At 64.5% G+C, this 13,784-nt stretch carries 8 protein-coding genes; 4 read left to right on the forward strand and 4 right to left on the reverse strand.

Annotated elements, in window-relative coordinates; translation table 11 throughout:
- Window positions 1-21 precede the first annotated feature (21 nt).
- Both DM450_RS11645 and DM450_RS11650 read right to left on the reverse strand, forming a co-directional pair.
- Window positions 22-1,068, reverse strand: coding sequence for a mannose-1-phosphate guanylyltransferase (locus DM450_RS11645; RefSeq protein ID WP_142634976.1), 1,047 nt, complete (start codon window positions 1,066-1,068; stop codon window positions 22-24).
- Window positions 1,069-1,144: 76 nt separating this feature from the next.
- A complete protein-coding gene (locus tag DM450_RS11650) occupies window positions 1,145-1,909 on the reverse strand; it encodes a TonB family protein (RefSeq protein ID WP_142634978.1) in 765 nt (254 codons plus the stop codon).
- Window positions 1,910-2,571: 662 nt separating this feature from the next.
- Here DM450_RS11650 and DM450_RS11655 point away from each other — a divergent pair.
- Window positions 2,572-5,265 (forward strand): TonB-dependent receptor, encoded by a 2,694-nt coding sequence (locus DM450_RS11655; RefSeq protein WP_142634980.1) that lies wholly within the window; start codon window positions 2,572-2,574, stop codon window positions 5,263-5,265.
- A gap of 239 nt (window positions 5,266-5,504) precedes the next feature.
- Here the strand turns inward: DM450_RS11655 and DM450_RS11660 are convergent, their stop codons facing one another.
- A complete protein-coding gene (locus tag DM450_RS11660; protein WP_185928595.1) occupies window positions 5,505-7,094 on the reverse strand; it encodes a class I adenylate-forming enzyme family protein in 1,590 nt (529 codons plus the stop codon).
- Between the two features lie 129 nt (window positions 7,095-7,223).
- Window positions 7,224-8,612, reverse strand: a complete 1,389-nt coding sequence (locus DM450_RS11665) for a short-chain fatty acyl-CoA regulator family protein (protein ID WP_142634984.1) — start codon at window positions 8,610-8,612, stop codon at window positions 7,224-7,226.
- Window positions 8,613-8,762: 150 nt separating this feature from the next.
- Between DM450_RS11665 and DM450_RS11670 the strand changes: the two genes are divergently transcribed.
- The 3 genes from DM450_RS11670 (at window position 8,763) to DM450_RS11675 (ending at window position 13,701) form a co-directional block, all read left to right on the forward strand.
- Window positions 8,763-10,355, forward strand: coding sequence for an isocitrate lyase (locus DM450_RS11670; protein ID WP_142634985.1), 1,593 nt, complete (start codon window positions 8,763-8,765; stop codon window positions 10,353-10,355).
- A gap of 120 nt (window positions 10,356-10,475) precedes the next feature.
- On the forward strand, window positions 10,476-10,646 hold the full coding sequence (locus tag DM450_RS25835) for a hypothetical protein (RefSeq protein WP_185928596.1): 171 nt from the start codon (window positions 10,476-10,478) through the stop codon (window positions 10,644-10,646).
- A gap of 223 nt (window positions 10,647-10,869) precedes the next feature.
- Complete coding sequence (locus tag DM450_RS11675) at window positions 10,870-13,701, forward strand: EAL domain-containing protein (RefSeq protein ID WP_260609816.1); 2,832 nt, start codon at window positions 10,870-10,872, stop codon at window positions 13,699-13,701.
- Window positions 13,702-13,784: the final 83 nt, after the last annotated feature.

Raw genomic sequence — 13,784 nt, forward strand, 5'->3', positions numbered from 1 at the left:
CAAGATCCTCTATTGATGCCCTTATTGGTTAAGGGCCCCGTTCAGCTTTCCGACCTTCTGCACGCCTTCGGCCGTGGTGACCAGCACCTCGTTGCCGTCCACCACGACAATGACGTTGTCGAGCCCGATCACCGAGACGCGCGGCCCGTCGCTGTCGACCAGCATATTGCGGCAATCGACCAGTTCCGCCTCGCCGCTGCCGCGCACCGAATTGCCGCTCTCGTCGCGTTCGAGCGCATCGTGCAGCGCCTGCCAGTTGCCGATGTCGGACCAGTCCATGTCGGCCGGCACCATCGCCGCGCGGCTGGTGTTTTCCATCACCGCATAGTCCACCGAATCGCTCGGCACTGCGGCAAAAGTCGCCGCATCGGGGTGGAAGCGATGGCCGTCGGCCACCCCCTTCTCGACCGCCTCGCGCACCTTGGCGGCAATTTCGGGGCGATGGGATGAAAGCTCGGCCATGAAGTCGCCCACGCGGAAGGCAAAGATGCCGCCGTTCCAGGCATAACCGCCATCGGCGAGGAAGGCCTTCGCCCGCTCAAGGTCCGGCTTCTCGACGAACTGGGCGGTGCGATAGCCGGGCGTGCCGGCGATGGCCTCGCCGCGCTTGAGATAGCCGAAGCCGGTCTCGGGCGCAGTCGCCTCGATGCCGAAGGACACCAGCCAGCCCTCGCTCGCCAGCGCCGCGGCAGCGCCGGCAGCCTCGGCAAAAACGTCGGGGCGGCCGATGTGGTGGTCGCTCGGGCAGACCAGCATCACCGCATCGTCCGGCAGGCGGCAGGCGGCCAGCGCAATGGCGGCGGCCGTGTTGCGCGCGGCCGGTTCGACGATCACCGTGGCGCCGGGGGCACCCGAAAGCTGCGCCTCGACGTGATCGAGATGCCTGGTCCCCGTCACCACCACCGGTGCCGAAAAACCAAGGTCCGCCGGGCAGCGCGCAAGGCTCGCCTCGAACAGCGTGGTGTCGCCAACCAGTGGCAGGAACGGCTTGGGCATGGCCGCACGGCTGCGCGGCCAGAGCCGCGTGCCACTGCCGCCACAGAGAATGACCGGGATTATCTGAGGCATGGAAGGCGAACGATCGCTGGAATGGGATTGCATGCGAATCGCCATAACCGCCCTTCAAGGCAATGCAACGGCGAGGTCATTCCTGTCCTGTGAGGAACCATCGCTGACGCCAGCCATAGTCGCCCTCCACTGGGTTGCCCGCCCCATCCCGTGCCGGGCGGAAACGGAAGCGTTCGCCCGCGAGACGGCACGTGATGCGATCCGCCTCCGCATCGGGGCTCGGCTTCGCAACCCGGCAGGACTTCACCCTGCCATCGATGCCGACCCGGACGATAACAACCACCTCGTGCCCGAGCCGCAAGTCACGACTGGCGCGCGGATAATCGCGGGCGGAATTGATGTCCCCGGCAGTCTTGACCGGCTTGCTCGCACCGCCGCCTCCGCCGGTTCCCGCTCCGCTCGCTCCTGCCCCCAGACCCATGCCTTGGCCGGACGCTCCAGTTCCCGTGCCCATGTCGGCCGCTCCGGCGGCATTTTCCAGTCCGGTTCCGGCAACCGGCGGTGCCTCGGTGGGCTTCACCGCGAACGGCGCCTTGGGCACGGCGACGTCGCGCGGGGCGGCCTTGCGCCCGGGCGTACCGGCTGCGCCTTTCTCGCGCGGCATGGCAGGCTTGCGCCGCTGTTCAGGCGCTGGCTGTTCAGGCGTGGGCGGTACGGGCCTCGGCGGATCGAGCGGAACGTCGAAGGCAGTCGTGATCGAACCGACGATGGTCGCGGCGATCCTGGGCGTGAAAGCCTGCACCAGCGCCATAATCGCCAAGAGATGCAGCACGGCGACCAGCGCGACGACGCCCCACCTGGACCGGCGGGGAAGGCCAGGTTCAGCTCTCCCGATCACCATGCCCTGGTCAATCCGTCACCTGTGCCATTCGTTCCCGATGCCATGATCGGTGCGGCACTGACAAGTGCATCGGTCAGGGCCGGCAACCGGCTCTCTGCCTGCCGTGCTGATGTTCCGGCGCGACATGGCAAAGCGCTGCGCCGCGAACTCGACGAACCCGATCCCGACCACTCAGGCAACGCCCCCGGGAATTACCTATGACCGGACGGCACATCGTATTGCCTGGAAAGGAACAATGATGCCGCTCGAACAGACAATCGGCAAGTGACACCGCCAGACATGCGTCCCGGCCGCCACAGTCACCAAAAAGACGATCAAGGGCTTTCCTTCGAATAATTGCACAGCTTCGAGGCCGGATATATCCTGCAAGCCACGCGCAGGACTCATGGAACACAACAAGCAGCTTAGAAAAAGACACAAGATTGCGCGGATAAGGGAGTGGGCCAGAAGATGCCGGTCATCGGCACGCGGCTCTATTTGGGAGATCGGTAGCAAGGGAACGCGTGAACCGCAGCCCGGCCCGGTAAACGGCCGCCATGCGGCCGCCGTTCCCGGAATTTGTCGACAGTCGGACCGTCCTTGCCCGCGATCCCGGCATCAACCGGCCCGCGCGCCTTCTCGGATCCGACGTGAGAACAAGGTTTCCGGAGGAGAGGACAGACATGTTTGCAAGGATTTTCAAGACTTCGCTCATGCTCGGCGTCGGGTGCGCAGCCGTTTACGCGGCGCCCGCAATGGCCCAGGATGCCACACCGTCGGCCCCGGAAAAGCCGCAGACCGGCAGGCGCGAAAGCCCGGTGGTCAATCCCGGCGACATCATCGTCACCGCCCGGCGCACTGAGGAACGCCTTCAGGACGTGCCGATCTCCATCACCGTGTTCAATCAGGAACAGCTGACCAACCGCAACGTGGTGAGCGCGGCAGACCTTGCCACCAGCACGCCGTCGCTTTCGGCCAACACCAATTTCGGCTCGCAGAACTCGTCCTTCGCGATCCGCGGCTTCGTGCAGGATCTGGGAACGGCGCCTTCGGTCGGCGTCTACTTCGCCGACGTGGTGGCCCCGCGCGGCGCCTCCAACGGCCTGCCTTCGGGTGACGGTGCGGGCCCCGGCGCCTATTTCGACCTTCAGAACGTGCAAGTGCTGAAAGGCCCGCAAGGCACGCTGTTCGGCCGCAACACCACCGGCGGCGCCGTGCTGCTGGTGCCGCAAAGGCCCACCGACCTGTTCGAGGGTTATGTGCAGGGATCGATCGGCAACTACGACATGCGCCGCGTTCAGGCCGTGCTCAACGTGCCGCTGGCCGATACCTTCAAGGTCCGCCTCGGCGTCGATCGCATGAAGCGCGACGGCTACCTCCACAACACCAGCGGCGTCGGCCCCAAGGACTTCAACGATGTCGACTATCTCTCGGCGCGCCTCAGCGTGGTTGCCGAACTGACGCCCGATCTTGAGAACTACACGATCGCCACGTATTCGCGCTCGGACACGCACGGCGATGCGCAAAAGATGATTGCTGCCGACCCGATCTACAACCTCGGCCGCTTCGCGGCTGAACAGCTCGATCCCGACAGTGCCAATTACCAGGGCTCGGGCTTCTACGACTTCGCGCAGGACCTGCCCAATGCGCGCTCGCTGCTCAATGTCTGGCAGATCATCAACACCACGACCTGGCGCGCCAGCGACACGCTGACGTTCAAGAATATCGTCAGCTACGGCGAGCTGAAAAACACCTTCAACAACCCGATCTTCGGCACCGCCTTCATGAGCCCGGCGATCGCCGCGATCGGCCTGCCCAGCTACCGCTTCGGCTTTGCCAGCAGCCAGCCATTGCCCGGCCACCGCACGGCCGACGAATCCACCTTCACCGAAGAGTTCCAGGTCCAGGGCCGGACCAGCGACGACAGGCTGAACTGGCAGATCGGCGGCTATCTGGAATCGGTTCGCCCGCTCGACGTGGTCGGATCGAAATCGCCGGTGATCCAGTCCTGCGCTGGCCCCGAAGCGGTGGCGGCCAGCCAGTGCTACGACATTCTGGGCTATCTGGCGGCGGTCACGCCGGTCTTCTTCGGCGGCGCCTTCGACCCGACCGAACATGCCGGCGCCATCAACACCACCGCCGGGCGCACCTCGTTCCATGACGTCGGCCTCTATGCGCAGGCGACCTACAAGATCTCCGACCAGTTCAAGGTCACGGGGGGCTTCCGCTACACCTGGGACCGCGAGCGCAACACCAGCGTCCAGACGACGACGATCACCGGCTATCCGCTGAGCTATCCGACCTTCCAGCCGATCCCGGCCGGGCCGCTCTTCACGTTCTGCACCTATCCCGACGCTGCCGTGCAGAACCCGAACGCAGTCAACGGCTGCCGCCGCGACCTGAAGCAGAAGTCCTCCGCCCCCACCTGGCTGATCGATTTCGATTATACGCCGACGGACGATATCCTCGTCTACGCCAAATACGCGCGCGGCTACCGTGCCGGCGGCATCGCCCCGAACGTGACTTCGGCTTTCGCAATCTTCGATCCGGAAAAGGTCGATGCCTTCGAACTCGGCGCCAAGACCAGCTGGCACGGATCGATGCCGGGCAACTTCAACATTGCCAGCTTCTACAACAAGTTCAGCAACCAGCAGTTGCAACTGGGCTTCAACGCCAACCCTTGCCAGTCCACCGATCAGGACGGCAACTGCGTCGCCGCGACGGTCTCCCCCACGGCGGCCCCGGTCAACGCCGGCAAGTCGCGTATCTGGGGCATCGAGGTGGAAGGCTCGATCAGCCCGTTCGAGGGACTGATGCTCCAGGTGGGCTACACCTACCTCAACACCAGGCTGACTTCGGTGAAGACTTTCGCACTCGAACCCGGCTCGCCCTACGTGCTTTCAGGCACCTACCTGGTCGGCGATCCACTGGCGCTGACGCCGAAGAACAAGGTGACGGTCTCGGGCAACTACACGCTGCCGCTCTCCGACAGTATCGGCAAGATCACCTTCGGGGCCACGTTCACGCATACCGACAGGATGCTCGCGAACACCGGCAACCGTTTTTACTACGGCTGCAACGGTACGGCAGGAGCCAACCTGCCCAGTTGCCAGGCAGGAGCGATCACCGATCCTGACACGGCGGCCTATATCCAGAGCCTGTCCTACCTGCAGCCGACGGACCTGCTGAATCTCAACGTCAGCTGGGAGAATATCGCCGGATTGCCCATCGACGCCGCGTTCTTTGCCACCAACGTGACCAAGGAAAAGTACTATTCCTACATCTCCGGCCTCGCCACCGGCACCGGCTTCCAGACCGCTGCCGTAGGCGCGCCGCGCATGTATGGGCTCAGCCTGAAGTACCGCTTCGGAAGCTGATCCGCCCAGCGGTTCCGCAGGGAGGACCGTCCGCCTTGCGGGCGGTCCTTTTTACGTTCAGGCGGCCGGCAAAAGCCTCGATGCTCGGCGGATCAACACGGCGAGTGATCGCCCAGCCGCCACGCTGGAACCGTCGCCGGCCGAATTGCGAATTTATTCTCGACTATTCGGTAAATCGACCAGCAAGGGCGATCGAGCGAACGTCGCCGCGGGTGATGACAGAATTTGATGTTCGAAATTCAGTTTCGGCTGCCCGAGCCGCTAATGGACAAGGACTGTCCCTCCGCCAGGCGCTCCGCGACGATCCGCGCGATTTCGCGGCGGGCGACCTTGTTGGAATGCAGGAGCGGCACTTCGTCGCGGGTAAGCTCGACCCACGCGCGCGGCACTTTGTAAGACGAAAGACTGGCCTTCATCCGCGTCTCGATGGCAGGCAGGTCGAGCATCGCCCCGTCGCGCGGAACAAGTGCCGCCACCAGCAGCGCCCCCCGCTCGCGATCCGGCAGGCCGACGACATAGGCGCTGTGCACGCCATCCAACGCTTGCAGTTCCATCTCCACCTCAGCAGGCGCGACGTTCGATCCGGACACCTTGATCATATCCCCGCCCCGGCCGACAAAATGGACGCGGCGCCCATCGGCACCGTCCTCGTCGCGCTCTTCGACAAGGCAAAGGTCGCCGGTGCGCAAATAGCCATCCGGCGTGTAATGCTCGGCCGGGTCGATCTTGTGGAGAGCCGGGGCAACGGCAGCGCCACGCACCTGCATTTCCCCCACTTCGCCGTTGGCCACCGGCCGGCCGCGCTCATCGACGATGCGGATCTCGTACCCCGGAGCAAAGTGGTCCATCGGCGCGCAGACCGGACGGCCCGGCGCGCGGAAAACGTCCCCCCAACCGTAAGGCCCCAGGGTCTCGCTCATGCCGAGCCCCCACCAGGGCTGCGCGCCCCGGATCCTTTCGAGGTCTTCCTCGGCCAGTACCGATCCCATCGCGAAGCGGCTGTTGCTGAGTGTCCGCTCGCGGCAAACCGTGGTCGCGCCGCGCACCCAGCCGGGCAGCAGCGCCAGCATCAACCCGCCCACCCAGAACATCGGCAATGGCGCCGGGCGCTGCTGCCCCGCTTGCACACCCAGCATCCCTGCAAGCCAGTGACTGCGCGCCATCACCGCACCGTGAACATGACGCACGCCCTTGGGCAACGCCGTCGAGCCGGATGTGTAGATCTCGATCATCTGGTCCGTCGGATGCACTTCGGCTTCGACCTCGCGCAGGACTTGCGCGCCCGCATCGACTTGGGTGAGCCAGGCAATCGGTGCCACGGCAAGGGGCAAGCCTGCGCCGCTGGAGACGATCCAGCGCAAGTACGGCACACGCGGCAGACGCAATGCACCCCAAAGTTGACCATCCAGCTCCGGCAACGCATCGACAAGCCGCGCCACAAGATCGTTGCCGAGAACAGTCCGTTGGACAATCAGTCCCTGCACATCGCTCTGGCGTAATACGCGCACCAGTTCGCCGGCACGCAGCATCGTGCTGATCGGCACCGCAACCGCGCCGATGCGAGCGATGGCGGCCATCACCACGGCAAAACCGGGACCATTGCCGAAGATGAACCCGACACGCGTGCCCTTCCCGGCGCCCCGCGCCAGCAAACCGCGCGCGAGTTCTGCAGACCGGCGATCCAGTTCCCCGAACGTGGCGCTTTCGCTGCCCGTTTCCGTCTCCAGCGTGATCGCCAGCGCATCGCCATACACGGCAGCGGCGGAGCGGATCAGTTCGGGGAATGTCCGGGCTGAACCCGGCGCGCCGTCGCTGCCCAATGCCTTCACCCTCTTGCCCGAGCACGATCCTGAAGCCCCGATGCTGCGCCGAGCGCAGCATCCTCGCAAGCATGCGCAGCGTGCCATCGCCCGGACGAACTTGCCGCATGCGCGTTTGGAAATTCGAAACTGAGAATTTCAGCTTTCAGCAAACGTGTAAGGCTGCGCGGCGCGGCGATAGTCGTCAGCGAGCACGTCGCGCCCGATCGGCGGCACCGAACGGGCGGCGCAATCGGCGCGCTGACACAGGCGGCAGGTAACGCCGATCGGCGTGACGCTCGCTTCACCGCCCGCCGCATAGACAAGCTTGCCCGCCTCCTCCGCCGCGCAGGCCAGCGCCACGGCCCGCGTGACCTTCATCCGCCCATGCCGCCCCTCCCCCGAAACGACGGTGCGAGCGACCGAGAAAAAGCGCTGACCGTCCGGCAGTTCCAGCCACTGCGTATGCACCTCGCCCGGCCAGCGGAACACCTGATGCACCGACCACAAGGGGCAACCACCACCATGCGCGGCGAAAGGAAAACCCGCGCCGTCCAGCCGCTTCGAGACGTTGCCGGCCTCGTCCACGCGCAGGAAAAAGAACGGCACCCGCTCCTCCCCCGGACGGTGCAGGGTGGTGAGGCGATGGGCGACCTGCTCGAAGCTGGTGCCGAACAGTCCGCAGAGAGCCTCGACATCGTAGCGCCGTGCCTCCGCTGCGCGGGCAAACCTTGCATAAGGCATGAGGATCGCCGCTGCCGCATAGCCCGCCAGTGCCCGGCGCACCAAGGTCGCCGTGGTGGTTTGTGCGAAGGCGGCCGCGCGCACCACCGCCACGATATCGCTGCGCATCGCCGTATGCGCGATGTGCGTGGCGATCTGGAATGCCCTGCTCGAAGCGCCAAGCGTATCGTCGATCAGGAGTTGCTGGTTATGCCGGTCGAACCGCCTCAGCGAATCGACCATGACGTCGGGCGGCAGGAAACGCACGCGCACGCCCTTGGCGGCAAGCCATGCCGTGGCGCCGCCGGCCTGCTCGATTTCACCGGCCAGTTCTTCCGCCCGCACGTCGATGCCGTGGAAATAGTTGCGCGAAGCCCCAAGGAACCGCTGTGCCTCGCGCACCGGCTCGTTTTCCTCTGCGACCGGGCCAGACGCGCGCTGTTCGGCCAGGGCCTGGCTTTCGCGGGTATAGGCCCCATGAAGCCGCAGGAGCGCCTCGGAGATGCCCGGGAAGCTCATCGCCAGATCGGCCACTTCCAGCGAAGGCAAGTCGATGTCCGCAAACAAGGGATCACGCAGGATATCTGCAACGCGGCGGGCATAGTCTTCACCATCGTCCCCGGCGATGTCGGCGATATCCAGCCGATAGGTCCGCGCCAGCCGCAGCAGCATGTCCGCCGTGACCGGTCGCTGGTTGCGTTCCAGCAAGGCAACGTAGCTGGGCGAGATCTCCAGATCGTCCGCCATCGCCTGCTGTGTAAGCCCCAGTTCGCGGCGCAGGCGCCGCAAGCGCGGGCCCAGATAAAGAGGTCGTGTTTCCGCCATCGTCGGCACACTTTGTCACGACCACACATCTTTACAAGGAATATCTGTAAAGTTTTACAACCGGACTTCGGAGCACATTCCGGCACGAAAAACTTTCGACTACCTGCAGGTCATAGCCCAGCAACATTCTTCCAACGGGGAATTGGCAAAGTGACCTATCAGAGCAAGATCATCGAAGCCGGAAAGACCATCGGAACCGAGCCGAACTGGAACGGGATCGAGGCCGAATCGGTCGCCCGCATGCGCCACCAGAACCGCTTCAGGACCGGCCTCGACATCGCCCGCTACACCGCGCGCATCATGCGCCAGGACATGGCTGCCTACGATCTCGACCCGGCCAACTACACGCAGTCGCTGGGCTGCTGGCACGGCTTCATCGGCCAGCAGAAGATGATTTCCATCAAGAAGCACTTCGGCACCACCAAGGGCCGCTACCTCTACCTCTCGGGCTGGATGGTCGCGGCGCTGCGCAGCGAGTTCGGGCCACTTCCCGACCAGTCGATGCACGAGAAAACCTCGGTGCCCGCGCTGATCGAGGAGCTCTACACCTTCCTGCGCCAGGCCGACGCGCGCGAGCTGGGCATGATGTTCCGCGATCTCGACAAGGCCCGCGAGGCCGGCGACGAGGTCGAGGCCAAGCGCCTCGAACATGCCATCGATAACCACGAAACGCACGTCGTGCCGATCGTCGCCGACATCGACGCAGGCTTCGGCAACGCGGAGGCAACGTACCTCCTCGCCAAGAAGTTCATCGAGGCAGGTGCCTGCTGCATCCAGATCGAGAACCAGGTCTCGGACGAGAAGCAGTGCGGCCACCAGGACGGCAAGGTCACCGTCCCGCACGAGGACTTCATCGCGAAGATCCGCGCGGTCCGCTACGCCTTCATGGAACTGGGGGTCGACGAAGGGCTGATCGTGGCGCGCACCGATTCGCTCGGCGCCGGGCTCACCAAGCAGATCGCCTATACCCGCGAGGCCGGCGACATCGGCGACCAGTACAATGCCTTCCTCGACTGCGACCAGGTCGAAGCGGGGAACCTCGGCCACGGCGACGTGCTGATCAGCCGCGACGGCAAGCTGATGCGCCCCAAGCGCCTGCCCAGCAACCTCTTCCAGTTCCGTTCGGGAACCGGCGAGGACCGCTGCGTGCTCGACTGCATCCATGCCCTTCAGAACGGCGCGGACCTGCTCTGGATCGAGACCGAGAAGCCCCACATCGGCCAGATCGGCGGCATGGTCAGCCGCATCCGCGAGGTGATCCCGAACGCCAAGCTGGTCTACAACAACTCGCCCAGCTTCAACTGGACGCTCAATTTCCGCCAGCAGGTCTTCGACAAGTGGGCCGAGGAAGGACGCGACATGAGCCAGTACGACCGGGCAAGGCTGATGAGCGTGGACTACGACGCCACCGACCTGGCGGCAGAGGCCGACGAGCGCATCCGCACCTTCCAGAAGGACGCGGCGCGCGAGGCGGGCATCTTCCACCACCTCATCACGCTGCCGACCTACCACACCGCCGCGCTCTCGACCGACAATCTGGCGAGGGAATACTTCGGCGAAGCGGGCATGCTCGGCTACGTCAAGGGCGTCCAGCGCCAGGAGATCCGCCAGGGCATCGCCTGCGTGAAGCACCAGAACATGGCCGGCTCCGACATCGGCGACGACCACAAGGAATACTTCGCCAAGGAAGCCGCACTCAAGGCGGGCGGCGCCCACAACACGATGAACCAGTTTGCTGCCTGAGGCAGCGAAGGCAGCCGATTTGCCGCCGGACAGGGCGGGGAAACGAACTTCGAAGAACGCCCGGGGACAGTCCCCGGGCGGCGGGGGAAAGCCCCAGTGAAGCAAGGAAAGGAAGGTACAATGACCACCATGACCACCGAACCGGCCCGCGCCCGCGCGGTGCTTTCGAACCAGGATTTCAAGCTGCTGCAGGAAGCCGTGCTTTTCTACATGCGCGCCCACGAGGATGACCCGATCTCCTCGCAATACTCGAACCTCTACCACAGGCTCGGCAGCGCCACACGGCGCTGATCACAAGAAGCCTGATCAAGAAGACTGCCGGCAAGCGGGAGTGACGCCCGATTGCCGAAACCCCGCTCGCCCCAAGGCTGGACGGGGCCACTCAAGACCTTTCCTGGGGAGGAAAGTCCGCCCGCCGCACCCTGTGTGCGGCGGGCTTTTTCATGGCGCCCCGGAGAAGCCCTCATGGCCGGTTTAGCCGCCCTGCAAGTAGCCATCGCTCAGGACTTCCAGGATGGAACCCCTGCCTTTTGCCGGGATCGGCGACATCTTCCTGTGCCTGCGCGATCAGCACCGTCCCGGCGCACTGCTGCTGGCCGCGCTGGTCTGCACGATGGCGGCGGCGACCGGCGTCATGCTCATGCGCCAGGCCCGCTGCGAGAACGGCGCAACGCGGCACAACTGGGCAACATTGGCCGGCGTCGCTTTCGGCTTTGGCACCTGGGCGACCCATTTCGTGGCCCTGCTCGCCTATACCGGCATGCAAGCACTCGCGTTCCGGCTCGACCTGACCCTGCTGTCGCTGGTCGTCGCACTCGCAACCACGCCGCTGGCCATGCGGCTGTCTCTAGCCAGCCACCGGACGTTGCACGGGTTCGCCGCAGCCTTGGTGCTGGGCGGCGGAATCGCGGCCATGCATTACATCGGTACGGCCGCGCTCGAAATCCCCGCCCGAATCGTCTGGCGCCCCGACATGGTGGCACTATCCATCCTCCTGCCCACATTGCTATGGTTTCCCGGCCTGCGACTTGCCGTTCACGGGAAAGGGATCTGGGCTCCGGTTGGCGCCGCCCTCTGCCTCGTCGCTGGCGTGCTGCTGCTTCATTTCACGGCGATGGCCGCCATCACCCTGATCCCGGCGCGTCCACGCGCCTCAGGCATCGCCATCAGCCCCACCGTTCTGACCGCATGGATCAGCATGCTGATCCTGGGCATCTTCGCGCTCGGCATGACCACCCAAAGCGTCAATCGTATCGCCCGTAACGCCTTGGATGAAAGCGAGCGTCGCTTCTCGCAGTTGGTCAAGACGATTTCCGACTATGCGATCTGCATGCTCGACCACGACGGTCGCATCTCGCAATGGAATCTCGGGGCCAAGCGACTGACCGGATACAACGCGCAGGAAATGATCGGCCTGCCGATCGCGCGCCTGTTCACCGAAGAGGATCGGACTGCGGGCCTGCCCGATTTCCTGCTTGCCCAGGCCCGCGAAAACGGCCTTCATTCTGGCACGGGTGAATGCCTGAGACAGGACGGCTCGCGCTTCTGGGCCCATGGCACGGTGGAAAAGCTGCTTGCACCATCGGGCGAGGAACTGGGCTTTTCCTTCGTGATGCACAACATCACCCCGTTCCGCGAAGCCCAGGCACTGATCGCGGAAACCTCGCGCCATCTCGACACTGCGCTCGAAAACATGCTCCAGGGGCTGTGCCTCTTCGACGCAGACCAGCGCGTCGTCCTGTGCAACCGTCGTTTCCGGGAGATCTGGTCACTCGAAGAAGACGATTGCCGCAACGGCACCGATTTAACCGCGCTGATCGCCAGCGGCTTCATGAACCTGGGAGGCGAGCAGGCCGGTTCACAGGTCCTCCAGAACATGAAGGACATCCTCGAGGAAACCCTGGCCGATACCGGAAGCCCCCCTATAATCGCGGACTTCGGAGAGAACCATGTGATCTCGGTGGCCAACCGCGCCTTGCCCGAAGGCGGCTGGGTCACGACCTGCGACGACATCACCGAACAGCGCAAATCGGAGGCCAAGATCGCGCACATGGCCTTGCACGATCCGCTGACCGGCCTGCCGAACCGTACGCGCTTTGCCATGCTATTGGATGAACTTCTGGCGGTAGCGGCACCGCAGAAAAAGCAGCTCGCCGTCATTGGCGTGGACCTGGACCGCTTCAAGGAAATCAACGATTCGCAGGGCCACGCGGCGGGCGATCTCGTGCTCCAGTCGATAGCCCAGCGGCTTGGCGAAATGCTTGGCGAAGGAGAAGCGGTCGCTCGCCTCGGTGGTGACGAGTTCGCTGCTTGCAAGATGTTCGCCAACCGCAGCGAACTGAACGACTTCCTCGCGCGTCTGCGCAATGCCATCATCGCGCCGATAGGTGACAGCGAACACCATTTTGTGGTGGACGGCAGCATCGGCATCGCGATCTACCCGAACGACGGGACCGATCGCGAGACCCTTCTCAACAACGCCGATCTTGCCATGTACCGGGCCAAGGCAACACTCGGCGAAAGCGTCTGTTTCTTCGAGCACGGCATGGACGAAACCGCCCGCCAGCGCCGGCAATTGGCCGCCGACTTGCGCCATGCGGTGGACCGCGGCGAACTCTCGCTATTGTACCAACCGCAACGCTCGCTCCACACCGGCCAATTGAGCGCCTACGAAGCGCTACTGCGTTGGCATCACCCCGCCCATGGCCTGGTGCCCCCCGATGATTTCATTCCGATCGCCGAGGAAAACGGCGAGATCATCCGCATCGGCGAATGGGTGCTTCGCGAGGCCTGCCGCGAAGCCCGCAAATGGCCGAGTGCAATCAAGATCGCGGTCAACCTGTCCCCGGTGCAATTCCTCCAGCCCGGGCTGGTCGAGACACTGCGCGAGATTCTGGTCGAAACGGGTCTTTCCCCCAGCCGGCTGGAACTGGAGATCACCGAAACCGCGATCATCTCCGACAAGCTGCGCGCCCTGCACTGCCTGCGCCAGATCAAGAGCATGGGCGTAAGCGTCGCCATTGACGACTTCGGCACCGGCTATTCCTCGCTCGACACCCTGCACTCCTTCCCCTTCGACAAGATCAAGATCGACAAATCCTTCATGTCGCGCGCCGAACACAGCAATCAGGCCCGCGCCATCATCCGCGCCGTACTGGCGCTCGGCCGCAGCCTGCAGATCCCGGTTCTGGCCGAAGGGGTCGAAACCGAAAAGCAGCTGGCCGTGCTGCGCGATGAAGGCTGCGACGAGGCTCAGGGCTACCTGTTCGGACGGCCGGCCGCTCCGCCGCGCGAATGCGAAGACGCCTCGGAACCAGCACGAACGGCAAGCGCAACCAGCAACTGAGTGCCCGCGGCACGAGGGCCTCAGCCTGTCGCATGTAACATTGACAAGAAAATTAACGCCTTGCCTAGTATCCCCCGGTTGCC

The sequence above is a fragment of the Sphingomonas sp. IC081 genome, from assembly GCF_006874585.1.
Classification (GTDB): Bacteria; Pseudomonadota; Alphaproteobacteria; order Sphingomonadales; family Sphingomonadaceae; genus Novosphingobium.

Bases quoted from the DNA above. Each gene is read 5' to 3' on its own strand.
- DM450_RS11645 (WP_142634976.1), bottom strand. From the start codon at position 1,068: ATGCCTCAGATAATCCCGGTCATTCTCTGTGGCGGCAGTGGCACGCGG.
- DM450_RS11650 (WP_142634978.1), bottom strand. From the start codon at position 1,909: ATGGTGATCGGGAGAGCTGAACCTGGCCTTCCCCGCCGGTCCAGGTGG.
- DM450_RS11655 (WP_142634980.1), top strand. From the start codon at position 2,572: ATGTTTGCAAGGATTTTCAAGACTTCGCTCATGCTCGGCGTCGGGTGC.
- DM450_RS11665 (WP_142634984.1), bottom strand. From the start codon at position 8,612: ATGGCGGAAACACGACCTCTTTATCTGGGCCCGCGCTTGCGGCGCCTG.
- DM450_RS25835 (WP_185928596.1), top strand. From the start codon at position 10,476: ATGACCACCATGACCACCGAACCGGCCCGCGCCCGCGCGGTGCTTTCG.
- DM450_RS11675 (WP_260609816.1), top strand. From the start codon at position 10,870: ATGGAACCCCTGCCTTTTGCCGGGATCGGCGACATCTTCCTGTGCCTG.